The sequence below is a fragment of the Mucilaginibacter terrenus genome (assembly GCF_003432065.1).
Taxonomy (GTDB): Bacteria; Bacteroidota; Bacteroidia; order Sphingobacteriales; family Sphingobacteriaceae; genus Mucilaginibacter; species Mucilaginibacter terrenus.
Genome location: NZ_QWDE01000001.1, coordinates 1,456,364 through 1,476,525, shown reverse-complemented (window position 1 = coordinate 1,476,525; position 20,162 = coordinate 1,456,364). Strand labels below are relative to the sequence as shown.

Annotated in this window: 11 protein-coding genes; 10 read left to right on the top strand and 1 reads right to left on the bottom strand. The window is 41.0% G+C overall.

Annotated features, from left to right (window positions below; translation table 11 throughout):
- The first annotated feature begins 222 nt into the window (after window positions 1-222).
- The 9 genes from DYU05_RS06495 (at window position 223) to DYU05_RS06455 (ending at window position 15,390) form a co-directional block, all read left to right on the top strand.
- Window positions 223-978 carry an SDR family oxidoreductase gene (locus tag DYU05_RS06495; RefSeq protein ID WP_117382144.1) on the top strand — a complete coding sequence of 252 codons (756 nt, stop codon included), beginning with the start codon at window positions 223-225 and terminating at the stop codon, window positions 976-978.
- Window positions 979-992: 14 nt separating this feature from the next.
- Entirely contained in the window at window positions 993-1,769 is a 777-nt protein-coding gene (locus DYU05_RS06490; RefSeq protein WP_117382975.1) for an alpha/beta hydrolase, read from the top strand.
- Window positions 1,770-1,781: 12 nt separating this feature from the next.
- Window positions 1,782-3,554 (top strand): amidohydrolase, encoded by a 1,773-nt coding sequence (locus tag DYU05_RS06485; RefSeq protein WP_117382143.1) that lies wholly within the window; start codon window positions 1,782-1,784, stop codon window positions 3,552-3,554.
- Window positions 3,555-3,556: 2 nt separating this feature from the next.
- Window positions 3,557-4,555, top strand: coding sequence for an MBL fold metallo-hydrolase (locus DYU05_RS06480; RefSeq protein WP_117382142.1), 999 nt, complete (start codon window positions 3,557-3,559; stop codon window positions 4,553-4,555).
- A gap of 28 nt (window positions 4,556-4,583) precedes the next feature.
- Window positions 4,584-5,513: an alpha/beta fold hydrolase gene (locus tag DYU05_RS06475; RefSeq protein ID WP_117382141.1), complete on the top strand. Its 930-nt coding sequence runs from the start codon at window positions 4,584-4,586 to the stop codon at window positions 5,511-5,513.
- A gap of 74 nt (window positions 5,514-5,587) precedes the next feature.
- On the top strand, window positions 5,588-7,828 hold the full coding sequence (locus DYU05_RS06470) for a tetratricopeptide repeat-containing sensor histidine kinase (protein ID WP_165852012.1): 2,241 nt from the start codon (window positions 5,588-5,590) through the stop codon (window positions 7,826-7,828).
- Between the two features lie 489 nt (window positions 7,829-8,317).
- Window positions 8,318-9,112, top strand: a complete 795-nt coding sequence (locus DYU05_RS06465; protein ID WP_117382139.1) for an SDR family NAD(P)-dependent oxidoreductase — start codon at window positions 8,318-8,320, stop codon at window positions 9,110-9,112.
- 731 nt (window positions 9,113-9,843) lie between these two features.
- Entirely contained in the window at window positions 9,844-12,162 is a 2,319-nt protein-coding gene (locus DYU05_RS06460) for a tetratricopeptide repeat-containing sensor histidine kinase (RefSeq protein ID WP_117382138.1), read from the top strand.
- Window positions 12,163-13,179: 1,017 nt separating this feature from the next.
- A complete protein-coding gene (locus DYU05_RS06455; RefSeq protein ID WP_117382137.1) occupies window positions 13,180-15,390 on the top strand; it encodes a sensor histidine kinase in 2,211 nt (736 codons plus the stop codon).
- A gap of 588 nt (window positions 15,391-15,978) precedes the next feature.
- Here the strand turns inward: DYU05_RS06455 and DYU05_RS06450 are convergent.
- Window positions 15,979-16,707 carry a GntR family transcriptional regulator gene (locus tag DYU05_RS06450; RefSeq protein ID WP_117382136.1) on the bottom strand — a complete coding sequence of 243 codons (729 nt, stop codon included), beginning with the start codon at window positions 16,705-16,707 and terminating at the stop codon, window positions 15,979-15,981.
- 288 nt (window positions 16,708-16,995) lie between these two features.
- Here DYU05_RS06450 and DYU05_RS06445 point away from each other — a divergent pair, with 288 nt between their 5' ends.
- Window positions 16,996-20,157, top strand: coding sequence for a SusC/RagA family TonB-linked outer membrane protein (locus DYU05_RS06445; protein WP_117382135.1), 3,162 nt, complete (start codon window positions 16,996-16,998; stop codon window positions 20,155-20,157).
- The last annotated feature ends 5 nt before the right edge of the window (window positions 20,158-20,162 follow it).

The window sequence follows — 20,162 nt, the reverse complement described above, 5'->3', positions numbered from 1 at the left end:
ATAACGATGTAAGCTCCATATATCAACTGTATTTCGTTGAAGCAGCGAAAGGCAACGTCATATCGTTGTTAAAGCTTGTATTACCATATATCGTGGTCAAGACTCCATTATTTGCGAGATATAGCCACCTTAAAAAGTTTGATAATCTTTAATTCACTGATTGTAAGTTGTTTATCTATTTGGTTTGTCACTTGTATCTGTTGGTCAAAAATTATTACAGCTATGAACACATTAAATGAAAAGACAGCAATTATTACTGGTGGGAACAGCGGTATAGGTTATGCTACCGCAAAAGTATTTAAAGACAATGGCGCGAACGTGATCATTACCGGACGAAACGATGCCGCGGTTAGACAGGCGGCAAATGAGCTTGGCGTAAACGGTTATGTTTCGGATCAGGGTGAGATGGAGTCGATTGGCAAGCTCGCTGCATCCGTTAAGGCGGATTTCGGATCCGTTGATATCATCTTTCTGAACGCGGGTGTCGCCAATTTTGCACCATTTGAACAATCCTCTGAAGAGCATTATGATACGATTATGAACATCAACGTAAAAGGGGTTTTCTTTACGCTTCAGGCGCTACTTCCACTCCTTAATGATGGCGGCTCGGTAATATTCAATACATCGGTGAATGCTAGCGTAGGCATGCCGAATGCAGGGGTTTACTCTGCAAGTAAAGCAGCTATCATTGGATTGAGCCGTGTGCTGGCCACTGAGCTTTCCAACCGAAGGATACGTGTAAACTGCATATCTCCGGGCCCGGTAGAGACGCCTGTTTATCAGAAACTGGGCTTAAATAACGAAGAGATCGCCGGATTCAGCAAGGTGCTTAGCGAAAAGATCTTACTAAAGCGATTTGGACAGGCAGAAGAGGTTGCTCAACTAGCCGCATTCCTCGCATCTGATAACTCCACCTTCATTACCGGAGCGGAGATGGTGATTGACGGTGGTCTTGTAGTCAACCCGGTAGTTCATTAATGATCACCACAAACATGAAAACTATTAATTCGAAGACTATTGTCTTCATCACAGGTGCGTTTGTAAGCAGCGATTGCTGGGGGGAATGGAGGACCTATTTTGAACAACGTGGATATCAGACCTTTGCACCCGCATGGCCGCATAAAGACGCTCCGGCTTGTACATTGCGACAACGTCATCCTGACGGCGATGTAGCCTCGCAGCGTTTGGACAAACTGACCGACTATTTTCGCACGTTCGTAAGTAAGTTGCCGGAAAGCCCGATTTTGATTGGGCATTCCATGGGGGGGCTGATCACACAACTATTGATTCAGGAAGGCCTCGGTGTAGCGGGTATCCTGATACATTCACTGCAACCTCAAGGGGTATTTACCTTTAAGTTTTCCTTTTATAAGGCTGGGTGGCCGGCGTTAGGATTTTTTACGGATACCCGAAAAACCTACTTGATGTCTTTTCCGGAATGGCAGTATGCGTTTACCAACGGAATGCCTTATGAAGCGCAGAAAGATGGATATTACAAATTACTTGTTCCAGAGTCGAAGTTGCTGATCCGCGATGCGACGACCGCCGCAGCAAAAGTAGACTTTTCAAAACCTCACGCACCGTTATTATTTATAGCCGGCAGCGAGGACCGCTTTATTCCCCATTCGCTTAACTACGCAAATTATAAGAAGTACAGCGATCCTAATTCGATAACTGCATATCATGAATTTCCCAGACGCAACCACTTTGTCCTTGGACAGGCGGGTTGGGAAGAGGTCGCAGATCACATCTTAAACTGGTTAAATTAATCTATGACGGTCATGAAATATATTCTTATAACAATGTTCCTGGCTGTACTTGGAACAGCGAACGCCCAGCAAAAAGCAGACTTGATCCTTTTCAATGGTAAAATCGCTACGATGACCGCCGCAGGGGATTATCGCCAGGCTGTAGCTGTGAAGGATGGCCTGATCCTGGCCACAGGAAATACTGCGTCAATCCTGAAATTGTATAAAAGCCCTTCCACAAAGTTGGTTGATGCCGGTGGCAGAACGGTTATACCCGGCTTGAATGATAGCCATATGCACGCGATCAGAGAGGGGCTCAATTTCAACATGGAACTCCGCTGGGATGGGGTAAAGACCCTGAAACGAGCTATGGAAATGTTGAAGGAACAAGCCGCAAGAACTCCACCCGGCGTATGGATAAAAGTTGTTGGCGGCTGGAACGAATTTCAGTTTGAAGAAAAACGTCAGCCGACCATTGATGAAATAAATTCCGCCGTTCCTGATAAACCGGTATTTATCACTTACCTGTATGGTAAAGCTTTTTTGAATAAAAAAGGCATTGAGGTCTTAGGTTACGACAAGAATACGAACTATCCCGGAAGCCTTGTTGAATTGGATGCCAATGGCAAACCAACCGGCCTTTTGTATGCAAAAGAAACGCCCATGGCGATTTACAAAACACTTGCACTGACCGGTAACTTGTCGCCGGAAGAACGCATTAACAGTTCGGAGCATTTTTACCGTGAGATCAATAGTTTCGGTATAACAAGCGTGGTCGACGCAGCCGGCGGCTCCCAAAATTACGATTCGGACTATCAGGCTTCACTTGCCCTTGCCAGAACTGGTAAGTTAACTACCCGGGTGTCGTACTATTTATTCGCTCAGCAAAAAGGAGCTGAGCTAACCGATTATGAGAAATGGATAAGGCAAACGTATCCAAATAAAAATGATCACCTTTTAATGGCTAACGGCTATGCGATGGAAGGCGCAGGGGAGAACCTTATTGCCTCAGGCGCGGACTTTGAAAATTTTTTGGAACCGCGGATTGTACTGGCGCCCGAAATGGAAAGTGACCTGGAACCGGTGATCCGCCTGCTGGTTAAGAACCGCTGGCCTTTCCGCCTGCATGCGACCTACGGCGAATCAATCGACCGGATGTTGAACGTCTTTGAAAAGGTAAATAAGGATACGCCATTCAATGGCTTGCGCTGGTTCTTCGATCATGCCGAAACAATCACTGACGATGAACTGGTGCGTGTTAAAGCTTTGGGCGGGGGCGTTGCAGTTCAGTTTAGGATGTACTATCAGGGCGAACTCTATATCAAAATGTATGGCCAGCCGAAATCACAATTGCCGCCTATCAAAAAAATGCTGGCAATGGGAATTCCTGTAGGTATGGGTACTGACGCGCCACGCATATCAACATATAATCCGTGGATGGCGCTGCATTGGCTGCTGACCGGTAAAACCATCGGGGGTATGCAATTCTGGCCCAAGGATCAGGTGCTTGATAAATTTACAGCATTACAGCTATATACTTCGGGCAGTGCCTGGTGCTCTGGCGAACAGGACTTAAAAGGTAAGTTGACGCCTGGAATGTACGCCGATATGGCCATTCTTTCCGATGATTACTTCAAGTCAGATCCTGAACAAGTGAAAACCATCGCTTCATTGATGACGATTGTCAACGGTAAAATCGTTTATGCAGCCGGGCCTTACGCTTCCCAGTGCCCATCCATAGCACCAGCGATACCATCGTGGTCACCTATTAATTATTTCGGCGCTTACCAAAAAAATAATAAATAAGTATGAAAACAATTAAACTCAAAATTTTACTGGTCTGTCTCCTGGTGAGCGGCGCCAGAGCTTTTGCTCAGTTACCGCCGGTGGTACCGATATGGGATGCGAATAAGGTGACTTTAAGTCTTAAAAAGGTTGCTGATGATGTCTATGCGATCATTCCTGAAACGGCTTCAACAGAAACCACTAAAGGCATACCACAAGCGACGACCGGGGGCTTTATCGTCGGTGATAAAGGCGTCCTGCTCATAGAGGTAATGATGACCAAAAGACTGTTTGATCAGGAGATCAAACTAATACGGTCTGTAACAGATAAGCCAATTCTGTACGCTGTCAATACGAGTGACCACGGAGACCACTGCTTTAGCAATTATCTCCTGCCGTCTGATACTCAAATCATTCAAAATGAATTTGCAAAGGAAAATCTTGCAAAAAATTACGATGGGATCAAGCAGTTTATGGTTGGATTGTTCGGTGCCGGCCGCGGTATTGAGAATTCAGTTTACCGGCCTGCAAATATTGTCATCCCTAAAAATAGTAATATGAAGATCGATATGGGTGGAGGTAAGGTGATCGAACTGTTGAATATCAGTCCCGCACAGTCACAGGCAGACCTTTTCGTCTGGATGCCCGCGCAAAAGGTCTTTTGGTCTGGCAATCCTTTTATAGCTGAAAGTCCAGCGATACCATGGTTGTTCGACGGGGTCTTTCTTGAACCTGCCGCTAATCTCCGGAAAGTATATGATTTTCTGCCGGAAGATGCTGTTGTCATACCCGGACACGGCCGTATTACCAACAAAGCAGGAATCAAGTATACCATCGATTATGTAGAGGAACTAAAAAAGGAAGTAAAAGAAGCAGTAACAAATGGCCTGACACTGGAGCAAACCAAATCTCTCGTGACGATGAAAGAATTTGATAAAGGTTATGTATTGTTCAACTGGCTTCATTACAATTTTAATCTTCCAAACGCCTACAAGGATATCAGTGCGAACTCTAAAAATTAATATATCCCTTATTTATAAATAGTTAATCATGAAAACAATAATTAAAATCAAACATCTGTTTTTAATGCTGCTGCTGGCAGTTACCGTATCAAATTTATTCGCCGCTACAAAGCCAGCAAATCCGCCTTCAAATTTCAAGCACCAATATGCAACCGTTAACGGTGTAAAGTTACACTACGTTATCGGCGGTAAAGGCGAGCCATTGCTATTGATCCATGGCTTTGGTCAAAACTGGTACATGTGGAATCGGTTGCTGCCTGAACTATCAAAACACTATACGGTGATTGCGCCCGATATGCGTGGTGTAGGTGAATCAGGAAAGCCGGCTGCGGGTTATGACAAAAAGAACATGGCTATAGATATGCATGAATTGACCAAAAAGTTAGGCTTCAATCATGTTAATGTTGTCGGTCATGATATCGGCTTGATGGTAGCTTACGCTTATGCCGCTCAATTTCCCAATGATGTTAAAAAATTAGCTTTGCTTGATGCGCTGCTCCCTGGCATTGAGCCGGTATGGAGCCAGGTAAAATCTCAAGCTTGGTGGTTTGGTTTTTTTGCACAGCCGCACGCCGGTGAATTGGTATCAGGTAAAGTTGGTCTTTTTTTAACGGATTTTTGGCCGGTGGTAGGCTTTAAAAACAATTCTTTTACAAAGGCTGAACGCGCTGAATTTATCCGCGCCTATTCGGTTCCCGGTGCGACCACCGGTGCTTTCCATTGGTTCGGTTATTTTAGCCAGGATGCCAAGGATAACGTGGAATTTGCAAAAAACAAAATTACAATGCCGGTGCTGACCATGGGCTCTGACCATTTTGCAGGTCCGTTCCTGGCTACGCACACAAGGCTGGTGGCCACCAATGTCCAGGAGTCAGTCATTAAGGATTCTGGTCACTGGGTCGTACAGGAAAATACGGCTCAGGTTCAAAAGGATCTCCTGGCATTCTTGGTTAAATAATAGGTATTCTCATAAGAAACTTGTAAGGCATTCTGCATAACATGCGGGATGCCTCTTTGCGTATTACACTCATAATGACCGTTATGCTAAAAAAATTACTCATCATCTTTACCTTTTTGATCTACGTTGTCAATTCCTCATTCGGGCAACAAAAATTGATCCGGCAACTACAAAACACACAATCGGACACCGCCCGGTTAAGATTATTTCAACAGTTAGGAGACTTGTATCAAAATAGACGGCACGGCAAGAACTTCCCGGATCTTGACACTGCAAGTAGTTATTATTTGAAAGCGCTTGCACTGAGTGACCGGGTTTCAGATACATCGAAATATAGCAAATATGAGTTGCTCATGCGGTTGGGTGAGATTGCCATCAGTCGGAACGATGTGACAAAAGGGACCACCTACTTTAAACAGTCTGCGGATCATTATCATCAAAAGGGAATCCCTGAATTTGAAGCTAAGGTCTGGGAAAGGTTAGGAACCAAACTGAATTATCCAACCGATGCTGATCTCCATGTGCCGCAGTATTATTTGAAAGCGATTAACATCTATCAAAAGCTTCATAACATCGACAAAGTGATTCGGCTATATTTCGCGATCGCGATAAACCACTACTATAAGAAGAATACTGCTGGATCAGAAAAACTATGCCTCGAGGTTATCTCCAAATATAAAGATACAAAATACCGGAATCTGGAACTACTGTATCATCAGCTAGCACTGATCAACCGATATAATGGTAATCTCAATAAAGCTTTGGCCTATTCCCTAAACGGAATAAAACGCATGGAATCAACCAAAGATTCTACTTATGCACACGTAATGTTCGGTGAAGTTGCGCAGGTTTATCAAGCGATCGGCGACCAAAATGAGAGCATATATTATTATAAAAAGACAATCGCGATCAGAGAGCGGTTGAATATGCCCCAACAATTCATTTTCAGGACGGCCGGATTTGTTGTTCAAATGTTAGTCTCGCAAAACAAGGCAGCTGAAGGTCTATCTTATATCCAGAGCCTTGAAAAAAAGCATACACCGGATAGCGATTATGAAGCCGGGATGATCGCGCAAGCGAAGGCTTATTGCTATGATGCTTTAGGAAAGACCAGCATGGCCGAAAAAAATTATCTGATCATGATGTATGGTCTTGGCCGTGACTCAACAGATCTTGGTGCGATAGCGCATTTGGACATAGCGAAATTTTATGCTGATCATAAGAAGTTCACGCAAGCTGCCAAATACCTTGAAAAATTAGTTCCTATAGACGCTTTTATGTCAAGGGATAAGGAAGGATTGTTGGCTAAAGTAGACTCTTTCAACAACCAATACGTTTCTGCTATTGACCATTTTCAACGTTATAAAGTGATCAATGATTCGATATTTAACATCGCAAAGACCAAACAAATCCAGCAGCTTCAAGTTGAATACGAGACCGAAAACAAGGATAAGGATATCAAGCTACTTAAAAGTAATAATTTGATCCAGCAGGGAAAGGTCCAACAGGCTAATTATGTCCGCAACGTGACGCTTGCCGGGATACTTTTGCTCGCACTTTTTTTGGCTTTTCTCTATAAAGGTTACCGCTTCAAACAGCGTAAGAATGAATCTTTGAACCAATTGATCACCGAAAAAGATGGATTACTTGTTGAGAAAGATAAGCTTTTGGTGGAGAAGCAATGGCTTTTAAAAGAGATTCATCATCGCGTTAAAAATAACCTGGCAATCGTAATGGGATTATTGAACCGCCAATCAGCCTATATTGATAATGAGGTAGCACTTGCTGCAATAAAAAACAGTCAGAACCGGATGCGTTCCATCGCCCTGATCCATCAAAAACTTTATCAATCGGAATGTTTAGATTTAATTCAGATGCCGGAATATATCGAGGAACTGATCGGTCATTTAAAAGATAGCTTCGACCTGGGTTCTCGTATTATATTCGAAAAGACTATCGATCCAATAGCTTTAGATGTTTCGCAAGCGGTTCCGATAGGCCTTATCATTAATGAAGCCGTAACCAATGCTATAAAATATGCATTTCCCAACAATGTGGAAGGGGTAATATACATCAGCCTAATACAAACCGGCACAAAGCAGAATGAACTTAGAATTAAAGATTGTGGACCTGGGTTTAATAGGGGCATCAATCCTACAAAGTTTAATTCTCTTGGTATGAATTTGATGAAGGGATTAAGCAAACAGATCAACGGCAGATTCGCGCTAGAGGAGGACAATGGAATTACCATCAAAATCGTTTTTGAAACCGAAGAATTTGTCGCAACCGCCAGTTCTTCAAGCAAACCGGGTTAAATCCCATACTGTTTGCTCTCACTTATTGATTTAAGCCAGATGTAGTCAAATTTTCGACATATCGTTATCCGTTCGACAATCTTTTGATATATAGCTATACCGTTTTTAAAGCTTAAAATTATAATGCTGTATATCAGTTGATTAAGTAATTGGTATTCTATTGGTTATCCAAAGTGAAAAGAATATCATGAAAAATATTTCGGAACGGGTAATGACAAATCGTACTTGGAGCAAGTTTAAGTTGCTAATGTTAAGCCTATATCTGCAGGCGCTGCAAGTAATCTGCATTCTATATAGATAAACCCACTGGCAAAACTTCGACTTTCGTTCACCTTTCTTCTTAATTAAGCCTGACAGTCGTCTGTGTGAGATTACAAAAAAGAACAGGTGAGTAATCTGGTTGGTATCGATGGTACTATTGAGAAATATTTTATGTGCAAGAAATGCATAGGTAAACGATACTATTATTTAATAAACAAATATATCATCATGGATTTACAATTAAAAAACAAGAAAGCACTGGTTACCGGCTCAACTGCTGGAATTGGTTATGCCACAGCCTTACAACTTGCAAAAGAAGGCGCAGAAGTGATCGTTAACGGGCGTACAGCGGAAAGAGTGAACCTCGCAGTAGACCGTATCAAGACAGAATCAGGGAACGAGAAAGTCACAGGGATCGCCGCAGATTTCTCTGATGTCAAATCCATCAGTAATTTGATCAGCTCGTTGCCGCAGGTTGATATACTGGTCAACAATGTTGCTATTTTTGAACCAAAAGCCTTCGTAGACATTGATGACGAGGATTGGCTTCGGTTCTACGAAATTAACGTCATGAGTGGCATACGCTTATCTCGCGCATATTTTCCCGAAATGCTTGCTCAAGGATGGGGCAGAATCATTTTTATATCAAGTGAATCTGCAGTTCAGATCCCTGACGAAATGATTCATTACGGCATGACCAAGACTGCACAACTGGCGATAGCCCGTGGTCTGGCTGAGCTGACTAAGGGTACAGCGGTCACCGTTAATTCAGTGATGCCGGGTCCCACCATGTCGGAAGGGGTGGGCGGTTTTATAGAAAATCTCGCTAAAGACCAGAATACAACAACCTCTAAGGTACAGGAGGACTTCTTCAAAACTGTCCGGCCAACTTCCATCATTCAGCGTTTTCTTGAAACCAGTGAGATTGCCAATATCGTGACTTACCTATCTAGCCCACTCGCTTCGGCCACTAATGGCGCGGCTATCCGAGCAGAGGGTGGTTTACTCAAAGGTATGCTTTAATAGGGCTTTCAATTATTCAGAAAAGGCTAAGGATAGAAACTTGGCCTTTTCTGTTTGTAGATTTTGATGTGCTCATATGTGAGCATAATCACTTTTGCAAAATGTGTGAACCGAAGCTAGAAATGTAATTTTCGCTGAATGTCACCCGACAAATAATTGGCGATGATGATTTGATTTAACCGCTGAGGGAACCTATTTATAAAATGTCATCTCTAGGTTGCAGCAGTCATAGAATTGCAGCAAAGCTGGATTTGTATGCCAATGAACAATATATCAGCGCACTAAAGCTGTTTTGTATCACTACTTATTTAAAAAAGTAACGGAATAGCGTTGCCTAATAAAAAACTACGAAATATCGCTGTAGAGTTTTAAAAAAAAAATTTGTATATTGCTGTTAATGAGGATAATATAAATATGGCATCCTTTTGGACGTGAAAAGCATATAAACCAAGACCATAATGAAATTGTTTCCTTGAAAAAATCTTGATAGCTTGTCTGGAAGCTATGGTTATTTCTTATTAGCAAAACTTTTTGTAAATATTCTAAGAGCAAACCAAACTCGTTTCCCCTTACTACTGACTTATAATGTCGCAAAAGGGATGTTCATTGGGCGGGTGATAGAGAGTTGCCGGAGCAATATGATCAACAACTATCATGACTCGGTTTAAATGGTAAACATTTTTCTTGTGCAAGAATTTTGGCATTTTTATGCAACGATAAATAAATCTTGAATGATAAGATATTCATTCTTATATCTCCTGATTGCGTTTCCTGTACTTTGCTTTGCGCAGGAACCTCGGGAAAAATTATTTAAAAGGCTAAAAGACGCGCAAATTGACAGCATTCGTTCTGATTTATACATTCGTATAGCCAACGACTATTACCTGCCGAATCGCAATAGAAGTAATTTAGATTCAGACATCTATTATCGTATCCCTAAAGATTTTTACCTGACCGACAAACATAAGCTGAAAGATCTGGACAGTGCAATTTTCTATTTCCAAAAAACGATCTTGCTAAGCAATAGACTAAGCTTAAACAAAAGGTTATATGATGCATATCTGGGTATGGGAAAAGCGTATCTGGCAAAAAACGACATAAGGGAATGCGAAAAAAATTACGCTAAAGCAGCAAATTCTGCATTTATAAATCATGACCCGGGAAAGGAAGCCATGGTTTGGCTTGATTTAGTTGATGGCCTTTTGAGAGCCCGGCATTCCAGTAAAAAAGAGAAATGGAAGGAATTGAGCATGATCGCAAGTGCCTATTTCAAAAAGATCAAAAAGCTCGCCGAACAAATCAAAAATGATGACAGAACATCCATTACGGTGCTGGGTGATATGGCAATAATCTATGACAGATATCGCTATACCAATCTAGCAGAAAAGGAGTACATCGGTATTATCAATAAATTCCAAAATTCCAATGCTAGCAACATAAACATGGTCTATCTCTTCCTGTCACAACTTTACCGTGAACATGGAAGCCCAGATAAGGCACTATTTTATGCCCTGAAAGGTCTCAAAAGTGTAAAACGAATGAAGGACACAACTAATACGCATTGGATTTATGGTGAATTAGGATTGGTTTATTCAGAGTTGGGGCAAATCGATAGCAGCATGACATGGTATAAACGAGCGCTTAAAATACGCGAACGGATACCAGGTTTACCGCAGGAACATTTATACAGAACGGCCGGTTTCATAATTGACCAGTTAAATAGCCAACATAAACCGATTGAAGGATTAAGTTTGATCAACGGACTTGAAAAAAGCAATCCGCCGATAAACAACTTAGGCAAAGCTTTGATCGCACAGGTAAAAGCCTATTGTTATTCAGGTTTGAAACAATATAAACTAGCGGAAAAGTCTTATTTACTTTCTTTGCATTTATATCCGAAAGATTCGACCGAATCATTTTTCTATTGGTCCCTTAAATGCGATATCGGGGAGTTTTACCTTAAACAGAAACAATTCAAAGAGGCTGCTTACTATCTCCGGGCACAGGATGATTTTCCATACTCTGATATCACAAAGCGAAGGGACATTCAATTTTTGCTTTTTAAATTAGATTCTATATCAGGTCATTTAAATACTTCAATACGGCATTTTCAACTATATAAATTACTGAATGACTCCATTTTTAACACGACGAAAAGTAAACAAATAGCTGAATTACAAATAAAGTATGCGAGCGAAAAGAAAGAAGCCGCTTTTAAATCCTTACAGAAGGATAGTCAAATACAATTTGACAAGTTAAAGCAATCTGACCAAGAGCGTAAAATTTTCTATATGGTAATAAGCTTCATGTTAGCTTTAACAGGATTACTATATTTCGTTTACTATAACAACCGAAAAAAAACGAGGCTGATCAACATTAAGAATATATCATTAGGCCGCTTAATCGCCGAAAAGGATACACTATTAAAGGAGAAGGAAACTTTGGTGAAGGAGGTGCATCACCGCGTAAAGAATAACCTACAAATCGTCATGAGCCTTTTACAACGCCAATCATTATTTATAGCTAATGAGGAAGCATTAATGGCGATACGTAATAGCGAACATCGACTTTATTCCATTGCATTAATCCACCAAAAGCTATATCAATCTGAAAACTTTACTTTGGTGCACATGTTTGAATATATCAACGAACTGATAGGATATTTACAGGAGAGCTTTGATTTAAATGGACGCATCATATTTGATAAGCTTGTAGATAAGAGCGATATGAACATCAATATTGCCGTACCGCTCGGACTGATCCTGAACGAAGCGATAACTAACTCAATCAAATACGCCTTTAAAGAACACAAAAATGCAGTTATCAAAATAATTTTTCAGAAAATATCCGACAATGATTATTTGCTGCAGATCAGTGATAATGGCACTGGGCTACCAAATGGTCTGAATCATAAACAGACGGATTCTATGGGCTTTAATTTGATGCGAGGCTTAAGTAAGCAGGTAGGTGGCAGTCTTGTTGTTGAAAATAGTTGTGGTGTAACAATAAGTGTTCAATTTCAACCCGCATGGTCTCTTCATCACCTTTAAAAATTATTTTGAACTTGTTTAGATCAATGTTATCCACTCATGGAATCGGTACTTCTGAATCTTGAGTTATATTTCAAAAATTTCTTGACAGGAACGAAAGCGACCATGCAGAACTCGATAACACTTACAATGACAAAGTGCAACCTTCTCTTGCAGACGCTACAGATCCTGTTGCCGGATATGAAAGCCGATAGGTGCTGCGGATAACGAGTTTAAGAATACTCCGCCGTAAGATATGTTTAGGTAGCAATTACTTGACCAGGGAATTTGCCAAATCATTTGAGCGGATGCTATCTAGAGGTCGTGGCGCTCTTTACTCGGTATATGAATAGTATACATGATGGCCAGTAAGCTGCCAAGCAGCGCTATTCTTGTGATGATGAATATGATTGTCTCCATTGTGAGTTAAATTTTTAATTCTCATACCATTCATAAGCCAATATTATAAATAATTGAAAATCAATTGTTTAAAATATGTCGAATGTGAGGGTCTTTCTATTTCGTTGATATCGCTGGTCTGCAGCGAAATGCCGTCGTAATTGTGTAGTCTTGATAAGCGACCTAAATCAACATTATGTTCGGCGAGAAAGGCCCAATTAACCGAACTCATTAGTAATAGTCGAAAATCATTATTATCTCAAAATGATTATAACCGATTCAGTCCCGAAAGTGATTGATAAATAAAATAAACCCGTCCTCCGCTTTCATCTCAAAGTTTTATTGTATATATAAACCTGAATTTTCCGACTGAAGTTGCCTTTTTGATTCTTGCCTTCAATATAAGTACAAACTATCTGTGCAATAAGATGTGGATTTTCGTTGCAGAGTAACAAAATGGCGTAGCAGCTAATTAAGGTTATGATACTAGGGCTAAAAGAGGCGGCTTATGCGTCATGGCATGCGTTTTTTTCTTCATGGATAGAATGCTCATTACTAACGGATTTATTTTAAGGAAACAAATCTTTAAATTAGTACAACATGGTGTTGGCGGGTGGATTTGTTAAAAGATAGATCTTTATGTTTAAACGGCGACTTATAATATGTACTATCGTCATCTTAATTCGGGGAACGGCAAGTAATGCGCAGCAATTTGATCCTTATGCAGCCGTTAAACTTGAACAACTACTTAAGAGGGAAAAATCCGTTTACAAAACAATAGATATCCTACAAAAACTTGGGAGCTATCATACGGATCGCTATCAAATTACGCTAAACGTCCGCGAGCTCAATATTGCTTTATCAAATTATCAGAGAGCGATCAATATCAACCGAATCGCTAAAGATGACAAAAGAAGGTTTGAAACAATCAGGCTCATGGCTAACACCTATCTGTTCCTTAAAGATACGTCACGGGCTTTGCGTTGTATAAATGCAGCGGTAAATAATTTGCAAAATAAAGGTGAATTCTTAAGGGTAATAAAAGCATATGCGGTTTTCGGCAAATACGCTTATATTTCAAATTACCTGAATATCAGTAAAGACTGCTTTGTAAAGGCACTTAACATCGCTGAATCAAATCATATGCAAGATCAGATTGTTTTCAGCCGTTCGTGGATCTTATTTGTTGATGGAGTGGCCGGTCGTGAAGTTTTGCCAGACCTTTTAAAAATGGTTGCCGAGTATAAAGGACTAAACCAGAATCTTGATCGCGTCTACGTTGAGTTGGCCCAGACATACCGTTATCATGGCGATTTAAGAAAAGCATTGAATTATGCGCTTTTGGGCGTCCGGGACATGGAACATTTTAGGGATTCTGGATACGTAGCTGCTTGCTATGCCGAACTTGCCCTTAATTACGATGTTCTCGGTCAATATCAGAATAGTATAAATTACTATCGTAAAACTCTGAAGGCCCGCGCGAAACTTGCACAGCGCGAAGAATACAAATACAGAACCCTTGGTTTCATTGTAAAAAATTTGATCAAACTCGGTCGGCCCAGGGAAGCCCTGAGCGAAGTGAAGGAATATGAAAAGATGATCCCGCCTCAAAGTAATGCTGGTAAGGCTTTTTGTGATCAGAATAAGGCATATTGTTACGAAGCGCTGAAAGACTATCTCACCGCCGAGCGCTACTATCTGCGGTTACTAAGAAGTCCAGTGATGGCTGACATGACTGAAATCTCTTGCATCGCTTTTTACGATATAAGTAAGTTTTATATTTTAAAAAGAGAGTTTAAAAAGGCACAGTATTATATAACAAAAAGTAATTGCATGACCTCTGCATTCGACAACGTCAAAAATCGGGAGCAAATACTTTATAGGGTTGATTCTGCACTTGGAAACTACCGTTCGGCCATGGAACACTTTGTACTTTATCAGAGAGCTAAAGATTCCATATTTAATCGGTCCACATTGAAAGAGATATCCGCAATGCAGTTAAATTATGCAACGTCTCAGAAAGAGAAAGATATTGCTTTGTTAAAGAAAGATGGACAAATTCAACGTTACAGGTTGCGACAGGCCGACAGGGTACGTGACTTGACGTTCATAGGGCTGGGATTATTGACCATTGCCTTGATAATCTTATTTGGCGTATTTGTAAATAACAGGAAGAAGTCAAAAGTTATCGATCATAAAAATTTAACCCTGAATTACCTATTGGAAGAGAAGGAATGGCTGATCAAAGAAATTCATCATCGGGTAAAAAACAATCTCCAGATAGTGATCGGATTACTTCAGCGCCAATCAGCCTTTGTTGATAATGACATTGCTTTACAAGCGCTGCAAAACAGTGAAAACCGAATGCATGCTATCGCACTTATTCATCAAAAACTTCATCAGGTTGATACATTGGACAAAATAAACATGCAGGAATATATCAATGACCTGATCTTACATTTGAAGGAAACCATGGATTCCGATGCTAATATAGACTTTGTAAAAGAGGTCGAGTTGATCTTTCTTGATGTTACACAGGCCGTTCCTCTTGCCCTAATTATGAACGAGGCCATAACAAACGCTATAAAATATGCGTACACCGGTGTAAATAATGGGAAAATTTATATTCAATTTATGCAACTAGCAAATGGTTGCAATCTCCTGAAAATTTGGGATAACGGAAAAGGGTTTGATGATAATCTAGATATTAAAACGATCAACTCAATGGGGATTACGCTAATGAAGGGCTTAAGCAAACAGATTGGCGGATCGTTTGACCTTTATTCCAACAATGGGGTTACGATTGAAATCAAATTTAAAACGGACCGTTCTGCAAAACAATCACAGTAATGTGTTACCTGCAGAAAACAATCCGCTTAAGCAATTATATTCGACGGGTCATGAATCATTTGCGAATCGGATTGATGACATATCGCTAAAAAATAATGTAATATCGTTATCTCTATCACTTTAATTTGGCAAATAATTGATTTTCAGTAAATTATTTATTTGGTATGACTTTTAAGTTAGATATAATCATGACAACGATTGTATCCTGCGCCAAAACACAGAAAAGTCTTTCAGAAAGTATAACCGACCTGCACCATCAGGGATACGTAAATGACTATAAGTTATCTTCTGACCATTTCATTAATTGTCGGGACCGATCAACGTATAGCTATGAACAGGTGACAATACGCCTTGTCGGACATGGTAGTAATCGAGGGGGAGGTCGTAATTATTACATCCATACTGTTACGACTTGTAACGGCGAGAAGGGGATTCTGATAACCTACACAGCATCGGGGAGCAGTGAAATTCGCAAGCGCATAACTTCCTTTAATATGATCGACGCATTTTGGGATGCTTTTTAGGCAATTAAGTCATCTATTATGATGAAACCATTCCGATTACTGATATTGTACTCATAAACGCGTTCTAACGCCTGCTTTCGACAGTGTATGTAAAACATTCAGCATTATAGTAACCAAGATTAAATTCAACTGGGCGTTCGCCTTGATCGAATACGAATCGCTTCCGGACCAAGATAGCACTGTTTAATTCGATTTCCAGCTTTCCTGCAATCAGCTTGTCGGCAAGTTTAGCCTTTATTTCTTCCCTAGAAAGGTCAACAGCAACGTGATAATCTCTTTCTAAAATATCGTATAACGGGCGTTTAAAATCTTCTTCGCCAGTAAGGCCGGTGCGAGGGTGAAAATAAGAAATGAAGTAAACAAATGGTTTGTCAGTGTCTCCACGCAATCTTTCTAATTTTAAGATTTTCTTGTCTAATCCGATCTCAAAAAAACTGGCAAGTTGTTCATCCGGAAAAACCCAACTGACATGCAACTCGTAATTTTTAATCACGGTGCCTCTCGCATTCATTTCTTGTGAAAAACTAAGCCAGTTCATCGATTTAGAACTGACTTTTGTCCTTGCGACCTTCGTGCCTGATTTCTGTTTCCTGACCAGGAGTTCCTCGTAAACCAGCTTATTGATGGCTTGACGGAGCGTTGACCGCGATATGTCCAGCTCCCGTGCAAGCTCAACTTCTTTGGGCAACGTCTTGCCGTTCTGATACTCTGGCAGTTTGATCATCTCACGCAATAGTGCTTCAACCTGCAAATGCAAGGGAACGGAACTCTTATGGTCGATAGATAGCTTCATCAATTGCAAGTGTTTGAAGTCAAATTTAAAGATTTATATCTCAAATGCGCCGGAAAGCAGACTAATCCGCTAGATTAACTTAATTATGTATGGACAAATAATTTTGTATTATTAAATTTTTGACCATTACCACTTATTAAAAATATTTAAAAACATTTTATTGCTTTGATAAATGTGCCAATTCGTCGTCAAAATGGCTTTAAATAGCAGATTTTACTAATTTAATTTTTTGTTTATATGTTTTTAATATGTAATTATGTCTGAACAAAAGAAAACTAAACTAAATCTATGGTCAGAAAAAATTTTACTTTAATCTTCCTTAAATTTCTCGGCTGCTGTATCTGTTTTCTGCTAGCGAACTTCGCAGCGTTAGGACAGGGCAGCCTAAAAATTACCGGCAGGGTTGTCGACAACAAGGGACAGCCCCTCCCAGGTGTTACGGTAGCAATTAAGAGTACCACCACTGGAGTGTCTACCGACACCCTGGGAAAATTTTCAATTAAAGCTTCTAGTCCGGATCAGGTAATTGTCTTCTCTATGATAGGCTTTACCAAGCAGGAGTTGGAGATCAAAGACACAAGGGTATTTAACATAACCCTTCTTGAGGATCAGAACTCGCTTAAGGAAGTTGTCGTCGTGGCTTATGGCGAACAAAAAAAGGAAAGTCTAGTAAGTGCAATCACGACCGTTAAGGTCAAAGACTTGAAGGGTCCCACCAGTAACCTGACGACAATGCTTGCCGGAAAGATTTCCGGTGTTGTTGCTTATCAGCGCAGCGGTGAGCCCGGAGCCGATAACGCACAATTCTTTATCAGGGGCATAACTTCATTTGGCTCCGGCAAGATCGATCCATTGATTTTAATCGATGGAATGGAATCTACACCCAGCACGCTTGCGAGGCTCCAGCCGGATGATATATCAGGCTTTTCGATTCTTAAAGATGCCGCGGCATCATCGCTGTATGGTGCAAGAGGTGCCAACGGTGTTATTCTTGTTACCACCAAGTCAGGTGTAAGCGGCAAAACGCAGCTGAACTTCCGGTTTGAAAATTCCATTTCTCAAAATGCCAGGGATTTTCAACTGGCAGATAATATTACGTACATGGAACTTGCTAACGAAGCTGCCCTAACCAGAAATCCGCTCGCATCATTACCGTATTCGCAAACCAAAATCGATCATACCAAAGCAGGTGATAATCCCTATCTGTACCCTAGTAACAACTGGATGGAGCAACTCATCAAGAGTAGCACGACAAATCAACGATTTAATATGAATATATCCGGTGGAGGCAATGCGGCTCAATATTATGTCGCAGGAACCTTCAACCAAGATAACGGTATCCTTCGTTCTAATCCCGGCAGTAACTTTAACAACAATGTTAACCTCAAAAGTTATGAGGTAAGATCAAATGTCAATGTTAAGCTTACTTCGACAACGGAGGCCATCATCAGGACATCGGGTAATTTTGATGATTACAATGGCCCTATCGGCACTACATCACTTAGTGGGGGCGCCATTGTCTTTAACAACGCTCTTACAGCAAATCCAGTGTTATTCCCCGCGCAGTTTCCATCGTCAAAGTTGCCCAATGTATCACACCCGTTATTTGGTAATGCCGCATTTGGTACCAATGGTCAGACCTACCTAAATCCTTACGCCGAAATGGTATCCGGTTTCCAGCAATACAACACATCGACCCTGAATGTTCAGCTGGAGCTTAAACAAGATCTTGGATTTTTTATTAAGGGCCTCTCTGGTGGTATAATGGCTTATTCAAAACGCTATTCTTATTTCGACGTGTCGAGGAAATACACACCATTTTACTATGCTGCGAGCCCGGTTATCGGCGATCCCAATGGCTATAACCTTACATTGCTAAATGAAGATACCGCTACCGAATATCTGACTTATAAGGAAGGGGGTAAGATCGTTAACACGAATACTTATGGTCAGGCCTCGCTTAACTATACGAATACGTTCGCAAAAAAACATGCGGTTTCAGGATTATTAGTGGGCATCTTTAGAAGCTATCTTACCGGTAACGCAGGGGATCTTCAATCCTCTCTTCCATTTAGAAATCTTGGCCTGAGCGGTCGTTTCACATACGGCTACGATGGCCGATACCTTTTTGAGACGAATTTTGGCTATAATGGTTCTGAACGTTTCGCAAAAAATAACCGATTCGGTTTCTTCCCATCTGTTGGGGTTGCATGGAATGTTTCCAGTGAAAAATTCTTTAAGCCACTTAGCGATGTAGTTACAAGGCTTAAGCTACGTGCCACTTACGGTTTGGTCGGCAACGATCAGATCGGAGCAGCCAATGACAGGTTTTTTTACCTTTCTAATGTCAACCTTAACGATCCACTTTATCACGCGCAATTTGGCGAGAACTTCGGGTATTCCCGTAATGGCGTATCAATTTCGCGGTATGCGAATAATGGGATAACCTGGGAGAAATCTCAAAAGTCAAATGTTGGGATGGATCTCGAACTGTTCAACAGTCTTAACCTTATCGTAGATGTTTATAAAGAGCGCAGGACAAATATCCTGATGCAGCGCAGCTACATTCCGACCACGCTTGGACTTACCGCACCGGTAGGGGCGAACGTTGGCGTAGCGGAAGGTAAGGGCGTTGATGTTTCAATGGATTATAATAAAACGTTCAATAATGCATGGCTGCAACTACGGGGCACTTTTACTTATGCAACAAGTAAACTGCTGGTCAATGAACAACCTGATTACCCTTCCAACGAGCAGTATCTATCAGCTCTCGGTTATTCACTTAACCAGTCCTCCGGCCTTATAGCAGAAAGACTTTTTGTTGATGACGAAGATGTGAAAAATTCGCCGAAACAAACATTCGGCGAAGTGCGGGGAGGGGACATTAAGTACCGCGACATGAACGGCGACGGTCAGATAACAAATCTGGACAAGGTGAATAATCTCGGATACCCTACTGTTCCTGAAATAGTTTATGGCTTTGGCTTTTCGACAGGATATAAAAACTTTGATTTCAGCACTTTTTTCCAAGGAAGTGCACGGTCGTCGTTCTTTATAGATCCTACTGCAATATCGCCATTTATACAGTCAGCCGGGGCCCAAACCGGTTTACTGGATGCGATCGCTAAGGACCACTGGTCAGAGGATAACCGGAATATATACGCTTTCTGGCCTCGTCTAGGGTCAACAGTAAGTGTAAACAATACACAGCCGTCTACCTGGTGGATGCGCAACGGTTCCTTTCTCAGAATGAAATCAGCAGAATTAGCTTACAATTTTAAAGGAGGACTGCTATCTAAACTGCACATGAGAAGCCTCAGACTTTATGTAAACGGCACCAATCTATTTGTATGGAGCGGTTTTAAGTTGTGGGACCCGGAACAAGGAGGGCTTGGACTCACTTATCCTGTACAGAAAGTTTATAACCTTGGCATAAGGGCTGAACTATAAAATTT